Annotated in this window: 27 protein-coding genes; 24 read left to right on the top strand and 3 right to left on the bottom strand. The window is 68.0% G+C overall.

The genetic code is table 11. From position 1 onward, the window contains the following. Positions 1–12 precede the first annotated feature (12 nt). Positions 13–189: a hypothetical protein gene (locus ACZ6TD_RS10155; protein WP_257632711.1), complete on the bottom strand. Its 177-nt coding sequence runs from the start codon at positions 187–189 to the stop codon at positions 13–15. 202 nt (positions 190–391) lie between these two features. Here ACZ6TD_RS10155 and ACZ6TD_RS10150 point away from each other — a divergent pair, with 202 nt between their 5' ends. The 14 genes from ACZ6TD_RS10150 (at position 392) to ACZ6TD_RS10085 (ending at position 7,903) form a co-directional block, all read left to right on the top strand. Next, positions 392–1,360, top strand: a complete 969-nt coding sequence (locus ACZ6TD_RS10150; RefSeq protein WP_471352761.1) for a helix-turn-helix domain-containing protein — start codon at positions 392–394, stop codon at positions 1,358–1,360. Between the two features lie 8 nt (positions 1,361–1,368). Beyond that, the gene (locus ACZ6TD_RS10145; RefSeq protein ID WP_211832803.1) at positions 1,369–2,082 is read left to right on the top strand and encodes an ATP-binding protein; all 714 of its coding nucleotides are present in this window, start codon (positions 1,369–1,371) and stop codon (positions 2,080–2,082) included. A 20-nt stretch (positions 2,083–2,102) separates the two neighbouring features. Beyond that, the gene (gene dnaB, locus ACZ6TD_RS10140; protein ID WP_471357601.1) at positions 2,103–3,497 is read left to right on the top strand and encodes a replicative DNA helicase; all 1,395 of its coding nucleotides are present in this window, start codon (positions 2,103–2,105) and stop codon (positions 3,495–3,497) included. Next, entirely contained in the window at positions 3,494–3,676 is a 183-nt protein-coding gene (locus tag ACZ6TD_RS10135; RefSeq protein WP_471352759.1) for a hypothetical protein, read from the top strand. The genes dnaB and ACZ6TD_RS10135 overlap by 4 nt, the downstream gene beginning before the upstream one ends. Then, positions 3,676–4,422, top strand: coding sequence for a DNA cytosine methyltransferase (locus ACZ6TD_RS10130; protein WP_471352757.1), 747 nt, complete (start codon positions 3,676–3,678; stop codon positions 4,420–4,422). The genes ACZ6TD_RS10135 and ACZ6TD_RS10130 overlap by 1 nt, the downstream gene beginning before the upstream one ends. Positions 4,423–4,513: 91 nt before the next feature. Continuing rightward, positions 4,514–4,894 carry a hypothetical protein gene (locus tag ACZ6TD_RS10125; protein WP_471352755.1) on the top strand — a complete coding sequence of 127 codons (381 nt, stop codon included), beginning with the start codon at positions 4,514–4,516 and terminating at the stop codon, positions 4,892–4,894. Then, positions 4,891–5,253, top strand: coding sequence for a hypothetical protein (locus ACZ6TD_RS10120; protein ID WP_471352753.1), 363 nt, complete (start codon positions 4,891–4,893; stop codon positions 5,251–5,253). The genes ACZ6TD_RS10125 and ACZ6TD_RS10120 overlap by 4 nt, the downstream gene beginning before the upstream one ends. Then, positions 5,250–5,624 (top strand): response regulator transcription factor, encoded by a 375-nt coding sequence (locus ACZ6TD_RS10115; protein ID WP_471352751.1) that lies wholly within the window; start codon positions 5,250–5,252, stop codon positions 5,622–5,624. The genes ACZ6TD_RS10120 and ACZ6TD_RS10115 overlap by 4 nt, the downstream gene beginning before the upstream one ends. Positions 5,625–5,791: 167 nt before the next feature. Then, positions 5,792–6,124 carry a hypothetical protein gene (locus tag ACZ6TD_RS10110; protein ID WP_471352749.1) on the top strand — a complete coding sequence of 111 codons (333 nt, stop codon included), beginning with the start codon at positions 5,792–5,794 and terminating at the stop codon, positions 6,122–6,124. Positions 6,125–6,158: 34 nt separating this feature from the next. Then, a complete protein-coding gene (locus tag ACZ6TD_RS10105) occupies positions 6,159–6,293 on the top strand; it encodes a hypothetical protein (RefSeq protein ID WP_471352747.1) in 135 nt (44 codons plus the stop codon). Next, positions 6,293–6,673, top strand: a complete 381-nt coding sequence (locus ACZ6TD_RS10100) for a hypothetical protein (RefSeq protein WP_471352746.1) — start codon at positions 6,293–6,295, stop codon at positions 6,671–6,673. The genes ACZ6TD_RS10105 and ACZ6TD_RS10100 overlap by 1 nt, the downstream gene beginning before the upstream one ends. 59 nt (positions 6,674–6,732) lie before the next feature. Next, complete coding sequence (locus ACZ6TD_RS10095) at positions 6,733–7,131, top strand: hypothetical protein (RefSeq protein WP_471352744.1); 399 nt, start codon at positions 6,733–6,735, stop codon at positions 7,129–7,131. Continuing rightward, positions 7,131–7,418, top strand: coding sequence for a hypothetical protein (locus tag ACZ6TD_RS10090; RefSeq protein ID WP_471352742.1), 288 nt, complete (start codon positions 7,131–7,133; stop codon positions 7,416–7,418). The genes ACZ6TD_RS10095 and ACZ6TD_RS10090 overlap by 1 nt, the downstream gene beginning before the upstream one ends. After that, the gene (locus ACZ6TD_RS10085) at positions 7,415–7,903 is read left to right on the top strand and encodes a hypothetical protein (protein ID WP_471352740.1); all 489 of its coding nucleotides are present in this window, start codon (positions 7,415–7,417) and stop codon (positions 7,901–7,903) included. Before ACZ6TD_RS10090 ends, ACZ6TD_RS10085 begins: the two co-directional genes overlap by 4 nt. Positions 7,904–7,955: 52 nt before the next feature. Here ACZ6TD_RS10085 and ACZ6TD_RS10080 read toward each other — a convergent pair whose 3' ends face one another. After that, complete coding sequence (locus ACZ6TD_RS10080) at positions 7,956–8,264, bottom strand: hypothetical protein (RefSeq protein ID WP_471352738.1); 309 nt, start codon at positions 8,262–8,264, stop codon at positions 7,956–7,958. 157 nt (positions 8,265–8,421) lie between these two features. Between ACZ6TD_RS10080 and ACZ6TD_RS10075 the strand changes: the two genes are divergently transcribed. The 10 genes from ACZ6TD_RS10075 to ACZ6TD_RS10030 all read left to right on the top strand — a co-directional run bounded on the left by ACZ6TD_RS10075 (position 8,422) and on the right by ACZ6TD_RS10030 (position 12,754). After that, positions 8,422–8,688: a hypothetical protein gene (locus ACZ6TD_RS10075; RefSeq protein WP_471352736.1), complete on the top strand. Its 267-nt coding sequence runs from the start codon at positions 8,422–8,424 to the stop codon at positions 8,686–8,688. A gap of 74 nt (positions 8,689–8,762) precedes the next feature. Then, positions 8,763–9,104 carry a hypothetical protein gene (locus ACZ6TD_RS10070; RefSeq protein WP_471352734.1) on the top strand — a complete coding sequence of 114 codons (342 nt, stop codon included), beginning with the start codon at positions 8,763–8,765 and terminating at the stop codon, positions 9,102–9,104. Positions 9,105–9,144: 40 nt separating this feature from the next. Continuing rightward, on the top strand, positions 9,145–9,375 hold the full coding sequence (locus ACZ6TD_RS10065; protein ID WP_471352732.1) for a hypothetical protein: 231 nt from the start codon (positions 9,145–9,147) through the stop codon (positions 9,373–9,375). Between the two features lie 32 nt (positions 9,376–9,407). Beyond that, positions 9,408–9,659 (top strand): hypothetical protein, encoded by a 252-nt coding sequence (locus ACZ6TD_RS10060; protein WP_471352730.1) that lies wholly within the window; start codon positions 9,408–9,410, stop codon positions 9,657–9,659. Positions 9,660–9,912: 253 nt separating this feature from the next. After that, a complete protein-coding gene (locus ACZ6TD_RS10055; RefSeq protein WP_471352728.1) occupies positions 9,913–10,122 on the top strand; it encodes a hypothetical protein in 210 nt (69 codons plus the stop codon). Positions 10,123–10,293: 171 nt separating this feature from the next. Beyond that, positions 10,294–10,587 (top strand): hypothetical protein, encoded by a 294-nt coding sequence (locus ACZ6TD_RS10050; RefSeq protein WP_471352726.1) that lies wholly within the window; start codon positions 10,294–10,296, stop codon positions 10,585–10,587. After that, on the top strand, positions 10,584–10,826 hold the full coding sequence (locus ACZ6TD_RS10045) for a hypothetical protein (RefSeq protein ID WP_471352724.1): 243 nt from the start codon (positions 10,584–10,586) through the stop codon (positions 10,824–10,826). Before ACZ6TD_RS10050 ends, ACZ6TD_RS10045 begins: the two co-directional genes overlap by 4 nt. A gap of 230 nt (positions 10,827–11,056) precedes the next feature. Beyond that, complete coding sequence (locus ACZ6TD_RS10040; protein WP_471352722.1) at positions 11,057–11,542, top strand: DUF6083 domain-containing protein; 486 nt, start codon at positions 11,057–11,059, stop codon at positions 11,540–11,542. A gap of 70 nt (positions 11,543–11,612) precedes the next feature. Then, positions 11,613–12,188 carry a hypothetical protein gene (locus ACZ6TD_RS10035; RefSeq protein WP_471352720.1) on the top strand — a complete coding sequence of 192 codons (576 nt, stop codon included), beginning with the start codon at positions 11,613–11,615 and terminating at the stop codon, positions 12,186–12,188. A gap of 98 nt (positions 12,189–12,286) precedes the next feature. Then, the gene (locus ACZ6TD_RS10030) at positions 12,287–12,754 is read left to right on the top strand and encodes a hypothetical protein (protein ID WP_471352718.1); all 468 of its coding nucleotides are present in this window, start codon (positions 12,287–12,289) and stop codon (positions 12,752–12,754) included. Between the two features lie 46 nt (positions 12,755–12,800). On the opposite strand, the gene ACZ6TD_RS10025 is transcribed toward ACZ6TD_RS10030, so the two are convergent. Continuing rightward, positions 12,801–13,568, bottom strand: coding sequence for a hypothetical protein (locus tag ACZ6TD_RS10025; RefSeq protein WP_471352716.1), 768 nt, complete (start codon positions 13,566–13,568; stop codon positions 12,801–12,803). Between the last annotated feature and the right edge of the window lie 79 nt (positions 13,569–13,647).

Below are 13,647 nucleotides of genomic sequence, written 5' to 3'. Positions count from 1 at the left end.
ATGGGGATGAGGTCAGGACTCGGAGGCTTCGGCCTTCTGCCGGCGCCGGAACGCGGCGACCTCGCGCTTGATGTAGACGCGCAGGTCAGCGGCGCGCGACAGGCCCTTGGCCTCGCACACCTCGCCGTAAGCCGCCCACGTCTCTTCATCCACGCGGATCACGCGGCCCGGGGTTCCCTTCGTCGTCATGGCACAACCATAACTGACCTGACATGCGAGGGGCACCATCGCTATGCAAAGTGCCCCTCTAATGACTCTCGGGTGCACGGGCACCTTGGGGTAAGATTGCAGCAGCCGGAGGGCAAGGACCGTGCCCTGCTGAAGCCTCCATGAGCGCTGCCCGCACGCAGCCGAAACCAGCAGCGAACCCCCTCCCCGAGAAGAGATTCACGTGAGTAAAGAGGCCATGGACTGGGCGATGGAGTACGCCCCGCCGATGCCGTCTCAGCTCGTCGCCACGCTGAGCGGACTCGCACGGCATGCCGACAAGCATGGCCGCGGAGCCTTCCCCTCTGTCGCGCGCCTGGCCGCCTATGCGTGCAAGGACAAGCGGTCCGTGCAGCGAGACCTGCGCAAGCTCGTCGAGCTCGGACTGATCCGACTTGGCGACCAGACGAAGGCGCAGCACCTGCCGGAGGGCAAGCGGCCAGACGTCTATGACCTCGCCCTCGAATGCGTCGTGCCAGGCGGTCGCGCGAGCTCGGATGAGGTGACGCAGGCGTCACGGGTGACGCTGGCGTCATCCCGCCGCAGGGGTGGCAAGAAAAAGCCCAGTTCAGACGACTTCTCGGAGCCGGGAACGGATGACGTGGGCGTCAGGGGTGACGCCGACGTCACCGGTGACGCCGACGTCGCCGATGGGGTGACGTCCACGTCGCAGGAGGGGCGACGCCCACGTCACCCAAACCAAAAGACTGAACCCACTACTGAACCTAAGAACACTCCTACGCCTCCGGCTTCGGAGAGCGAGTCACAAGGCTCCGCGCTCTTCGACTCGCCAGCTTCGTTTCCCGACGCCACAGACAGCCAGCAGCAGGAAGACGCCGCCTTCGTTGCCTTCTACTCCCGCTACCCGCGGAAGGTCAGCAAGGGCAACGCACGCAAAGCCTTCGCGGCCGCAGTGAAGCGTGGGGTGAAGCCGGAGACGCTCATCGCTGCCGCCGAGGCACACCGCGACTACTGGCGCCGCGTTCGAACCGAGACCCGGTTCATCCCGCACCCGGCGACCTGGCTCAACAGCGAGCGGTACGACGACGAGCTTCCTGCCGCAAGCCCGCCGGGCCCCTACGCCAAAGCCAGCGGCGACTACGAGCCCTGGCGCAACCCCACCAACCAAGACGAATACGACGAACCCTTCTAGGAGACCCCGTGGACTACGTCCAGCCGATCAACCCCAGGCATCACGACCTCGAGCCGCTGCTCGCCGCCCAGGGCCGCACCGTCGACTGGTTCAACTCTGGCGACTGCGACCCGTACACCGAGGCGAACATCGCCCGCCACTCGTTCCTCGAAGCCGCCAAGGTGGTGCCGTTCCACTACCGCAGCACCATCGCCACCCTGCCCGAGCTCCGCACCTGGATCGCCACGCTCGTCGCCGAGGCCCGCAAGGTGCAGGCGGCGCACGGCCGGAGCTTCGCCACAGTCGCTCACGGCCCGTCGCTGATGCTTCTCGGCGTCACTGGTGTCGGCAAAACCCACCAGGCATACGGTGCGATCCGGTCCCTGGCGGTCACCGGTGTCGCCTCCCGCTGGGTCGTGACCACCGCCGCCGACATGTACGGGGCACTCCGGCCCCGGCACAACATCGACTCGGAGACCGAGTTCCGCAAGTACCGGGACGCCCGGCTGCTGCTGGTCGACGACCTTGGCGCGGAACGGAAAGCGACCGAGTTCACCGAAGAGATCAACTTCCGGCTCGTGAACCACCGGTACGAGCGGCACCTGCCGACCCTGTTCACGTCGAACGTGCTGCCGAAGGAACTCGCCGCCCGCCTCGGGGACCGGGTCACGTCGCGGCTCGCCGAGATGTGCCAGCGGATCACCATCAAGGGCGACGACCGCCGCCGGGGTGAGGCCGCGTGACCACCGACATCGACCCCGAGATGTGGACCGATCCCGTCGACGCCCCCGATTTCACTCGCGTCCCCCCGCAAGACATCGACGCCGAACAGTGCGGGCTCGGCGCCCAGCTGCTCTCCAAGAACGCCATCGCCGACGTTCTCGACAGTCCGCTCCAGCAGCGCGACTACTACCGGCCCGCCCACCAGACCATTCAGCAGGCCATCCACGACCTGTACGCAAAGGGCGAGCCGGTCGACCCGATCACGGTTACCGCCGAGCTCACCAAGCGCGGCGAGATCACGCGCGTCGGCGGTCCCGACTACCTGCACCACCTCGTCCAGCAGACCCCCACCGCCGCCAACGCCGAGTACTACGCCCACATCGTCCACGAACAGGCGGTGCTGCGGCGTCTCGTCGAAGCAGGCAACCGCATCACCCAACTCGGCTATGCGGGCGGCGACGCCAACGAAACCGCCGACGCGGCCATGGCCGAACTCAACGACGCCGTGCAGGTTCGCGAAGACGCCGACTCGGCCCTCATCGGCGACGACGCCGAAGACATGGTCGCCGAACTCGAGGAGCTACAGCGCAACGGCCGCGCCATGGGCGTACCCACCGGCTTCTCCGATCTCGACGACCTCCTCCACGGGCTCCACCCCGGACAGATGATCATCATTGCGGGGCGGCCCGCCATGGGAAAGTCCACCCTCGGCGTCGACATGCTCCGCGCCTGCTCCATCAAGCACCAGCGGCCAGCCGTGCTGTTCAACCTCGAAATGTCCAGGCGCGACGTCCAGCACCGCATCATGTCAGCCGAAGCCCGCATCGGCCTGCACCACATCCGCGGCGGCGCCATGACCGACTCCGACTGGGCCCGCTACGCCGAAGCCCTCCCGCGTTTCACCGCCGCGCCACTGACGATCGACAGCACCACCAACCAGACCGTCATGCAGATCAAAGCCCGATGCCGCAAGCTCAAGCAGACCACCGGCCTCGACCTCGTCGTCATCGACTACCTCCAGCTCCTCGAATCCGGATCCTCCCGCCGCCAGGAGAACCGGCAGCAAGAGGTCTCCGACATGAGCCGCAACGTCAAGTTGATGGCCATGGAGCTCGAGGTGCCCGTCATCGTCCTCTGCCAGCTCAACCGCGGACCAGAGCAGCGGCAGGACAAGCGGCCCACCAAATCCGATCTGCGCGAGTCCGGATCCCTTGAGCAGGACGCCGACATCGTCATCCTCGTCCACCGCGACGACGCCTACGAGCGCGAATCGCCGCGGGCCGGCGAAGTCGACCTGATCGTCGACAAGCACCGCAACGGCTCCCTGGCCACGATCACCGTCGCCAACCAGCTCCACTACAGCCGTTTCGTGGACATGGCCGCCGACTTCAGCGCGCCCCTTGCCGCGGTGCCGGACGCGGGGGAGGCGGCGTGATCCTCACCGACTCGTGCCCGTCGTGCTGCCGCCGCGGCATAGCCCCCACCGGCTCCCGCCGCGACGGCCAGCAGCTCGTCCACTCCTACCGCTGCCGGTGCGGCCACCGCTGGACGACCTCCCGCCTCACGCCCGCCTACCGCCACCTTCACGCCGTCGACACCCGAAAGGCCGCCTGATGACCCCACTCCGCATCCCCAACGGACTTCGCGTCCTCGACACCTACAGCTGCGCCGGCGGCATGGCGTGGGGTTTCCACCTTGCCGGCTTCGAGGTGGTCGGTGTCGATATCGACCCGCAGCCCAACTATCCGTTCGAGTTCCACCAGGCTGACGCGGTCGAGTTCATCAAGGAGCACGGCCACGAGTTCGACTTGATCCACGGGTCGCCGCCCTGCCAGGACTATTCGAACCTGAACGCCTACAACCAGAAGGATTATCCGCGGCTGATCGAGCCGACCCGCGAGGCGATGCTCGCGACTGGCAAGCCGTATGTGATCGAGAACGTGGAGGTCGCCGGCGTCGAGCTGATCGACCCGATCACGCTGTGCGGCCCGATGTTCGGATTGAAGGTCTACCGGCATCGCGTCTTCGAAACGAACTGGGGTCTCACCGCGCCCGAGCATCCGAGGCATGTGGCCCGCTGCATCCGGAACGGCTACCTGCCCACACCGGAGAAGCCGTTCATGTCGATCCACGGCGGCAAGCACTCGCGGGCTTGGCAGCGTGCTGCGGCCGACGCCATGGGCATGGCGTGGATCAAGGTGCCGGAGGACGCCCGCATGGAGCGCATTCAGCTCGGCATCCGCGAGGTGTGCGAGGCGATACCTCCGGCCTACGCCCAATGGATCGGCCAGCAGTTCACCGCCCGGCGTGCAGCCACAGCCGGTCAGCCCATGCCCCTGCCCGCAGCTGAAGCCGCCTGACAGGCACGGTCGCCCCCGGGGATAGCAGGGGCGACCGCCCACAGATCACACCACATCCCATCGCACGCTGAATGACGGACGGAGAACCTTGATGTACCCGACCCTGTTCACCACTCCCGGCCTCAAGCAGTTCGCCGAGGCCATCGATGCCGAACGCCAAGCCCAGCTCGCCAAGTGGGGCGACCAGCGGCACCCCGACGGCACCGGCGCCGAGTACTACGCCGCCATGGCCGACGAGGCCCGCGACATCTGCCAGCAGGCCGCCAAGTACCGCGAGGCTGGTGCACCCTGGGCGCTGATCCTGCTGGAGGAGGTCTACGAAGCACTCGCCGAGAAGGACCCGGACAAGCTGCGCACCGAGCTGGTGCAGTGCGCGGCTGTGATCCAGGCGTGGGTGAGCGACATCGACCGCCGGGCCGTGGCCGAGTTCGAGACGGACCTTGCCGAGCGATGCCAGCGGGAGGCGTCGTGACCGGCCAGACCCCGGCCGCCCTGCTGCGGGCCGCCGCCGAGAAGCTGCGCGCTGATGCCGCTGCCGCTCACCGTGCGTCTCCGCCACCTTGGCGCATCACCGACGAGCACGTGATCCGCTGCGCCGACGGGATGATCGTCGCCGACCGCAGTGGGACCGACCATCCTGCCGAACGCGCAGACCTGCCGTACATCGCGGCCATGCACCCCGGCGTCGGTACGGCGCTGGCCGATTGGCTGGAGGCTGCGGCTGAGACCGGCGGCTTCGGTCACGAGCACTACCCGAACTGCACGCCGCACACCTGCCTGGGCATGGCTGCCCTCGCGGTGGCCCACCAGATCCTCGGGGGCGACTCGTGACGGCTTTGACCGCCCGCCAACTTGAGCTGTTGCAGCGGGTTGCCCACGGCGCCACGTACCGGCAGGTGGCGTCCGACTGGGGCGTCAACGAGATCACGGTGCGCGGCTACGGCCACCGGCTGATGCGGGCGCTGGGTGCCAGCACGATCGCCCACGCCGTGCACATCGCCCACAGCCGGGGGCTGATCGGGCCGAAGCCGGATTGCGGGACACGGGCCGCGTATCGGCGGCATGTGGTGGCCGGTGAGCCGACCGACATGGCATGCCGGGTGGCGCATCAGCGCTACTGGGCGGAGTGCCGGGAGGTTCTGGCCCCGATCCTCGCGGCGAAGAAGGCGGCCACGAGAGCTTCTCGCCGTACCGCCGCCTAGCGTCGCCGTCGCATCACCCCCGAGAAGGCCCCTGACGGCCCCTCTCGCGGCCTCGCAGCCATTCCGGGTCCCTGGCATCCAACCCACCCACGAACGCCCCTGTGGCGCCCCACGCTCCGCCGCACGGAACAAACAGCCCATAACCGCATCAACCGAAAGCAGGAACCATGACCCGCAGACCCATCACCCTCACCGTCTTGGCCGCCCTCGCCACCGCCACGCTCACCGCATGCGGCAGCAGCCAAATCCCCGTCGCCACCCCCATGCCCGCCACCACCGCGCCGGTGGTCGACGTCACCGCCGACAGCGACACCACCGCGGCCATCGTCGACATCGTGTGGGCCGACACCAGCGAGACCGAGCGCGACTCCCTGTGCGACGGCATAGCACTGTTCGGCGTCGACTGGGCCGCCCAGCAGTTCGCCGACGGCGCCGGCGACGACAGCCTCGACTGGGACCTGGCCGCCCAGTTGGTGGAAGTGAAGTGCGATGAACGCTGAACCCCCGCCGACTGAGCCCCGGGAGGCGACCCCCGTGCAGCTGACCCTCCCGCCCGAGCTCCTCGCCGCCATGCTCCTGCCCGCCCCAATCCCGTCCGCACGACGCCGAGGCAGGCGCATCCACTGCCTGCCCGACATCGCCAACTACCAGCCCATGGAGGCCCACTGATGACCGAAGTAACCGACCCCCGTGCTCGGCGCCTCGCGGAGCACCGGCAGCGCATCGCCCACGAGGGCATCAGCTACCTGCCCGCCTGGGACGACCTCACCGCCGAGCAGCGTGAGCAGTCCATCCACGAGGCCGCCAATTGGCTGCGCGCCGCCGTCGAAGCCGGGATCGCCCCGCTCGCCGACCGCCCCACCGACAAGCACGACGCCGTATGGATCGACGACGAGGGCTGGCTGTGGGGCGAGTACCAGACCAGCCCGCCCACCCCTCTGTCCGACGCCGCGATCCTCCGCCTCGTCTGGGCGTCCGAGCAGTGCAGCTCCAAGCGCGAACTCGAAGAGCAGGGCGTCGAGTTCCGCCTCATCGGCTGGAGTCAGTAGCCCCCTCGATCTGCCCGGCCGCCGTCCACGCGGCCGGGCCCCAACCACCGGAGACCATCATGATCCGTGAAGACAAGTTCCTGATCTCCCGCAAACCCTACGCCGTCAACCTCGGAAGCCTCCGCGGTGACCGCACCGAGACCCCGCAGGGGCGCAACGAGTACTACTTCGCCGGGCGAATCGACGCTGTCTGGTTCCGCCGCCGCAAGGGGGTGACTGTCGCCTGCATCGGCGAACTGTGGGACCTTCAGCACCCCGAGCCTGCCGACGCCCGCGAATTCCTGGAGCACCACGACGACGGCCGGTACGGCGGCGACTGCCACGGCCGCTGGGACGGCAAGTCCTACTGGGGCAACGTCACCCTTGAGCGGCAGGAACGCCACCTTGCTGTGCTGCGGCCGATGCTCGCCAACTACCCGAACCTGCCCGACGGCTGGGACGGGTGGTGGAGGTTCTGATGGCGACTACCCCGACCGCCCTGGTCGCGGCCGCCGTGCTGCTCGCCGCCGGGTATGCCCTCGGCCGCTGGCGCCCCGCGGTCAGGCTCCTCGACTGGGCGGAAGACCAACGCCGCGGAACCGTCCGGTTCTGGCTGGCGCAGCCCGTACTGGCGATAGCGATCGCCGCGGTGTGGACGCTCCACCCGCGGCGATCGCTCGAGAACGTCCGCTCTTGGCGTGAGGACCGCCATCTCGCCACCACGCCCGCCTACCGCGGCCTCGTCGACAAGGAGACCGACCGATGACCGACACGAACCCCACCACCCAGCCTCCGTACCGTGTTCTGCTGGCCACCCTGGAGGAGGAGCGGGCCAAGTCTGAGCGCGGCGCCAAGCTCTGCACCCGGGAGGCGGCGATGCGCGCCAACGAGGGCATGGAGGCCGGGCTGCGTATCGCGATCGGCCACGTGCTGAAGACGCTCCACGGGTCGGATGCGGTCGCGGCCTATCTGCGGGACGGGGTGCTGCCGCAGGGCGAGGCTGTGTTCGCCCCGCCGCCTCCGGGCTCGACGGAGGAGCAGTTGCCCGACGACATCCTCGCCCTGATCGATCCGCCGCCGTACCTGTCCACCGCCTGCGAAACCGCCGGGCTCCTCGAGCAGGCGGTGGCCGAGCATCCTGACAGGCAGGCGGGGTTGGGGGAGTGGGCCCGGCGCATGCATGACCGGTGCAGGATCAACAACAAGTACACCGGGAAGCTCTGCACCTGCGCCCACCACGGACCCGGCTGACCCCCGGACGCGCGTGTGCCGCACACCGGGGGAGGGGTGTGCGGCACGGGGGTCAGGCGTCGGGGTGGGCTTCGGTTTCGGTGGCGGGTTTGGAGACGGCGGCGCTCCGGGCGCGGGCCAGCTCGGCGCGACTCTGGTAGCGGGGGTCGACGGGGATGTCGTGGGCGTCGCGGATGCGGCGGAAGACCTCGGCGGATTCCCCGGTGAGCTGGCTGAGCTGGGCGGGCGTGGCGCCCTTGCGTAGCCCCTCTAGCCCGATGGCGCGGATGACGGGCTTGAGTTCCTTCTCCGTCTCCTTGGCCTTTTTGTAGCGGGCAAGGGAGCGGGCCTCGTCCTCGGTGGGGATCCAGTCGCTGCTCATAGCCGCATTGTGGCACGTCATCGAGTACTACGGATAGTCCACTCGGGAGGACTCTTCAATGCCAATCGTCAGTCCTCTATAGAGGACTCTTGACAGTCCTCTGTGTTGGATTGCATGATGAGGTCATCGCCAAGGATGCAACCGCAGAGGAGCCTGCATGAACGCCGAAGTCGCCCGGATCATGGCCAAAGTCTGTGGTTTCCCGGAGGAAGGCCACGAGCACGACCTCGACCCCGAATACGCCGTGTTCGGCCGCGAGAACGAAGTGTTGCAGCGAGGGATCGCCGACGAGTACGCCGCTGACCGCGCCGCGGCGACGTGGCGGACCATCTACTACCGGCCCGACGCCTGGCCCGGCCAGCTTTGCAACGACTACCGCGACCACCCGCGCGAGAGCTGCGGCGAGCGCCACGAACTCACCTGACCCCGCCCCCGCCCGGCCTTCGGGCCGGGCCCTCACCCACCACCGCCGCATCACCGACTCGTGAGGAGGCCGTCATGGCCGCCGTAACCCCCGCCCCCGGCAAGCTGCCCGTCGAGTACGACAACGGCCTCGGCCCGATCAGCAAACCCCTCGACCAGTTGCCCGCAGGCACCGACATCGAGGTGACCGCCCGAATCACCAACTGCAATCCGCTGGCCGGTGGACGGATCGCGCTCGTCATCGCCGACAACAACGGTGACACCGCCATGGTCAGCATCGACAGCGGCGTGTTCATGGCCGCCAGTCGTGCGGCCGGGGGTGTCCTCACGCTCGGGCGCGTCTTCCTGCGGGGCACGGTGGCCCGCCGCCACCTGTCGATGGTCACCATCGACGCCCGGTCGATCCGGGCCATCTGAACAGCCTCCCCAGCCGCCACCGACTCGCGAGGAGCCCGTCATGCAGTCATCGCCGACCCTGCCCGTCACCCTCTACGACATCGAACAGCAGCGCGCCTGGAGCGTCATGAGCCGCCAGGACGCCGAACGGGACCTCGCCGTATGCCGACGGCTCGGCGACACCCTCCAGGACTACGACACCACCGACCGCGCCGGGCAGCCCCTCCGCGTCGTCCTACAGATCTGCGAGGGCCGCCATGACATGGGCGGCGTGTACGAGTTCACCCGCTGACCCGCTCGTCCGTACACCCCAAGGAGGCCCCGATGGACAGCTCCCTCACCCCGGCAGGCCAGGCCATCTACCTGTCCACGCTGCCCACCGGGTCCCTCGTCACCCCGCACGACGCCCAGACCATCCGGGCTGCTGCGGTTGCCGAGATGGGCTGGGAGGGCTTGCGCCGAGCCCAACTGATCGCAGCTTTCCGCAACGCCGCCCTCATGCCTCAGGCGCACCTCGACCGACACCAGTGGGCGCACGCCGTGGCCCTCTTCGCCAGCCCGGAGGGAATCCTGTGAACGACCGCGAAAAGTGCCGGGACTGCGGCCACAGCTGGGGCGTCACCACCACCCCACGCCCCAGCGTGCTCTGTGGGCCGTGCGCCCGCCCCGCACCCTCCCGCTGGCCTGTCCGCTACTGGTGGCTCCGAGCCTGTACTGGGCACCCCGACGTCCGCTACCGGTCTCCGGAGTGGTGGGATCAGCAGACCAGCATCGCCGACCTTCGGCACGCCGCCGAATACGCCGCCCAGCAATGGCCCGAGGAGTCCTAATGGACCGCCCGACCGTCATCCACAGCACCCCGACCGAGCTCCGCGAGCAGCGCGCCAGGCTCCTCGCCGAGGCTGGTCTCCCCTACGAGGAGCTCCGTGACCGGGCCGCCACCTGGATGCTCAGCCTCGAGCAGCAGGACATCTGGGCGACCGTCCAGGGTGTCGACTACCTCCTCGGCGGGACAGTGTCGGCAGAGCAGGAGGAGTAGCACCCTTGCACGTGACACTGTGCCCCGCAGCCCGGTCGTACCCGTTCCGGTCGCGGGGCGCAATCTTGCTAGCCAGATCTGCCTGGCCGCCCGCCCGCCCGCCCGGCCGGGCGCTACCCTCAGGGTGGACTGGTTATGGGAATCGTGATTTCAGGGGTCGAGGTCGAGGCTATGAGCAGCGAGAACTGGACGATCGACAGCATCGCTCACGCGCTCCCGCACCCCGAACTGCGGGCCGCGTTCATGCAGGAAGCGTCGTTTACCGATGTCGCCAAGCTTCCCGCAATCCTCCAAAGGTGGGTCGGTTTCATCGAGCGCTTCGAGGCGGAACAGCCCCGCGTCGAGTGGGTGCGGGACTACTATCGCGAGCACGGACAGCTACCGGCCGAATACGAGATCGAGTCGGCCGACGGTGCAGCCCTCTACGCGCAGTGGAAGGGCCGGCAGCAACAAGGAGCGGCGTGACCTGGCACGTACACATCACCGAGCACGTCTACAACCTGCTCCTCGGCCTCACGCCGGACACCCGCGGTGACGTCTTCGCGCTCTTCCGCCGCCTCGAAGACGACCCGTATGCGGTCGCCCAGCCGGTCGGCATACCTGACGGCGTCAACTACCAGGCGGCCTCCTCGAACGTCATCATCGCCCTGATGCTCAACGAGAAGACGGGGCGCATCACGCCCCTCACGATCACCGCGCTCTGACCTGAAGGCAACAGACAAAGCCCCCGACCCTCGCGGTCGGGGGCTTGTTGCTGTCCCGCACCGTCAACCGGCCTCCTGACAAGACCGCACCCCCGGCCGCAACAGCTGAACCTGGTGAGCCCGGCCGCACCCACCGAGCCGCCCACAGTCCCACCGGTCAGCCCTGCCACCAGCAGAATCGGCTAGGCAGCCCCCTCGTCGAACCACCCAAACCCGCGCACTCTCCCCACATGGGGGGAATTCACGAGCCATACGTATGCCGGAGCTGTCCCGCGATCGGCGGCAGCGTAACCCACCGCGGTCATCCCTATGGCCCCTTATGTGACCGCTGCTGGACCGACACGCAAACCCTCGCCGACCACGATCAAGCCCTCACCGAAGGCGCCGACGCCCCACCGCCACCCGCCCCGCCCCTTTGCCGCGACTGCGGCCGGCCACAGGACCGGTTCGTCACCGGCTACGGGCACTGGGTACTCCTCGAACCCCGCATCCCCTTACCTGTGAAGATCGTGCCCAATGGTGAACGCTGGTTCATCGCCTCAGATGGGTGCGCCATCAACTCGGGCACCGGTCTGCCGCCCGACCCGAACTGCCGGATCCGGCACGCCCTCGTCTGCCCCGTCCAGGAGCGCCCCGACCATTTGGCGGCCGTCATCGGCGTCATCTGGGACGAGAACCAGCGGCGTCACCAGCCACCCTTACCTGACGCGGGTTGAACCGGGGCCCTGGCGTGGGCGCGCATTGATGGGGCATAGACGACTCCAAATCGGCCCATAGGATCACAGTATGGATGGGGGACTTGCGGCGCTCTATGCGGGCGCCATCGGATTCGCAGGGGCTGTTATCGGTGCGGCGGTAGGCGGACTCGCTAGCTACCGCGGAGCCCGTCGCAGCGCAGAAGTGGCAGCTCGCGCACTCGCCGACCAGGTGGCGGAGCAGGCGCTCAACGAAGAAGCCCACTGGTTACGACAAGAGCGACGACAAGCATACGGGCGAGTGCTCTCGGCACATGCCTCCTTTGAGGCGGCCCTTGCGGTGCTACTCAAACAAGATATTCCTACGGAGTCAGGGGCCATCGCCGAGGCCATGGCCGCGTTTCGAAGACTGTGGGAAGCGTGTGCGGAGGTTCCTCTTTTCGGGCCGAACAGAGTAGCCCACGACGCCCTGGCGCTGCCCGTCGCGTCACAGAGACTACTTGAGTCGACTGTCGCCCGAATCATGATCGCGATCGGCGATGGAGACGACAAACGCGAAGCCGAGGCCGCCAGGTTTGACGAGTGGGCAGACGCCTCTGTGACGGCGTTTGCGCTCTTCGTCAGGTCTGCACGCGCTGTGTTCCTCGGTACTTCGCGCGAAGCCTGACGGGGGCGCACTGCGGCACGCAGGCATGGGCAGTCCTCGACGAGCCGAGAATCCCTCGATGCTCTGCACCAGGCGGAGCCGACGAGAGGACACCCAACGTGTGGCCGTTCAGCCGCAGAGCACGGGAAGAACGCAAAGAAGAGAAGCGGGAATGGCGACTCGCCGACCGTCGGGAGCGCGACGCACACGAGGCACTGCTCATCAAGGCCGCAGGCATCGGCGAGGCAACCCTGATCTGCCACACGGACACCTGGTGGTTCATCGTCCAGCGATGCAGCACCGGCGATCGCATGGAGCACTTCAGCCCGCCGGGCGGCGACGTGACCGTCGCGGATGAGGACGGCAAGGTGACCGTGCCCTTATCGGGTAGGACGCTCGCTGCGGTCCTTGACCAGATGAGCGACGACGCCGAGCCGGGGACCATTCCGACTGTCGAGCAAGCGGTAGCGACGACAGTGCGCGACGCCATCGTCAAGGCTCTCGAGGTCGACGACGATCGAATGCCGGTCATCATCATCGATTCGCGTCCGCGGCCTGCGGCGGACGAAGAGGAGCAGCAGGAGTAGCGGCTAACCGGGCTGGCTGGTCGACGGCTGGCCCGGCACTCTCCGATCACCGTGGGAACCTACGTAGCCAGTCCGGAATGCCCGGGTCGACATAGTGCAGCAGCGCGTACTTGAAGCTCAGCAGGTCCACGGCGCGCACCGACTGCGGGCCCCGCAGGACAGCCGGGCTCTCCTGCTCCAGCTGGTTCAGGGCTGACTGCCGCTGTTCCCGGTAGATCCGTGGCCGCTTCTTCTCGAACTGGAGGAGGAGCCGGCGAAGCCGGTCGTCGTCGAGGTCGTTCGCGGCGGCGTACAGCCGGTCGAGTTCCGCCTGCCGTCGATCTTGCTCGCGCGCGTGCTGCCCCGCGCAAGCGTCAGCGAGTGCGGAGGAGTATTCCAAGCCTTCCTCTTCTGCGCCCGTCTTCTTGTCCATCTTCTCGTCCGTCTTATGAGTACTTAGGGACTGGCTGACCGAGTGCTGGTCGACCGACGACTGGTCCGCCGAAGACTGGTTGACCGAACGCGGCAAAGCCGTACTCGGTGCGACCTGGGGCAACGCATCCGGCACCGCAGACACGTAAGTCGTCGTCTCCCACCGCCCGCGATCACCCCTTCGCCGGATATGCACCACGTAACCCTCCCTCTCCAGCTCCCGCATCGCCATCTGTAGGGCCTCCCGACCCTCAGCCGTGAAGCCGCTGTCCCGGGACCCCTTCGCCCATCCGGCGAGCTTGGCGATCGTAATGTCGTTGTTCGGCGGGTAGCTCAACAGCTCCAGCAGCAGGCCCTTCGCCCGCCAACTGATCCGGCGGCTCCTGGCCACCGCGTTGTCCACGCCAGTCCAGCCGGACTCCGGTAGAACTCGTATGACTCTCATCGCACCGCCGCCCACTGGCAGACGCGGGCACGCTTCT

Source organism: Streptomyces yongxingensis, assembly GCF_055597465.1.
The sequence above is the reverse complement of the archived record's forward strand: the minus strand, read 5'-3'. Positions and strand labels throughout refer to the sequence as shown.

Bases quoted from the DNA above. Each gene is read 5' to 3' on its own strand.
- ACZ6TD_RS10155 (WP_257632711.1), bottom strand. From the start codon at position 189: ATGACGACGAAGGGAACCCCGGGCCGCGTGATCCGCGTGGATGAAGAG.
- dnaB (WP_471357601.1), top strand. From the start codon at position 2,103: ATGTGGACCGATCCCGTCGACGCCCCCGATTTCACTCGCGTCCCCCCG.
- ACZ6TD_RS10130 (WP_471352757.1), top strand. From the start codon at position 3,676: ATGACCCCACTCCGCATCCCCAACGGACTTCGCGTCCTCGACACCTAC.
- ACZ6TD_RS10125 (WP_471352755.1), top strand. From the start codon at position 4,514: ATGTACCCGACCCTGTTCACCACTCCCGGCCTCAAGCAGTTCGCCGAG.
- ACZ6TD_RS10110 (WP_471352749.1), top strand. From the start codon at position 5,792: ATGACCCGCAGACCCATCACCCTCACCGTCTTGGCCGCCCTCGCCACC.
- ACZ6TD_RS10100 (WP_471352746.1), top strand. From the start codon at position 6,293: ATGACCGAAGTAACCGACCCCCGTGCTCGGCGCCTCGCGGAGCACCGG.
- ACZ6TD_RS10095 (WP_471352744.1), top strand. From the start codon at position 6,733: ATGATCCGTGAAGACAAGTTCCTGATCTCCCGCAAACCCTACGCCGTC.
- ACZ6TD_RS10090 (WP_471352742.1), top strand. From the start codon at position 7,131: ATGGCGACTACCCCGACCGCCCTGGTCGCGGCCGCCGTGCTGCTCGCC.
- ACZ6TD_RS10085 (WP_471352740.1), top strand. From the start codon at position 7,415: ATGACCGACACGAACCCCACCACCCAGCCTCCGTACCGTGTTCTGCTG.
- ACZ6TD_RS10080 (WP_471352738.1), bottom strand. From the start codon at position 8,264: ATGAGCAGCGACTGGATCCCCACCGAGGACGAGGCCCGCTCCCTTGCC.
- ACZ6TD_RS10075 (WP_471352736.1), top strand. From the start codon at position 8,422: ATGAACGCCGAAGTCGCCCGGATCATGGCCAAAGTCTGTGGTTTCCCG.
- ACZ6TD_RS10070 (WP_471352734.1), top strand. From the start codon at position 8,763: ATGGCCGCCGTAACCCCCGCCCCCGGCAAGCTGCCCGTCGAGTACGAC.
- ACZ6TD_RS10065 (WP_471352732.1), top strand. From the start codon at position 9,145: ATGCAGTCATCGCCGACCCTGCCCGTCACCCTCTACGACATCGAACAG.
- ACZ6TD_RS10060 (WP_471352730.1), top strand. From the start codon at position 9,408: ATGGACAGCTCCCTCACCCCGGCAGGCCAGGCCATCTACCTGTCCACG.
- ACZ6TD_RS10055 (WP_471352728.1), top strand. From the start codon at position 9,913: ATGGACCGCCCGACCGTCATCCACAGCACCCCGACCGAGCTCCGCGAG.
- ACZ6TD_RS10050 (WP_471352726.1), top strand. From the start codon at position 10,294: ATGAGCAGCGAGAACTGGACGATCGACAGCATCGCTCACGCGCTCCCG.
- ACZ6TD_RS10040 (WP_471352722.1), top strand. From the start codon at position 11,057: ATGGGGGGAATTCACGAGCCATACGTATGCCGGAGCTGTCCCGCGATC.
- ACZ6TD_RS10035 (WP_471352720.1), top strand. From the start codon at position 11,613: ATGGATGGGGGACTTGCGGCGCTCTATGCGGGCGCCATCGGATTCGCA.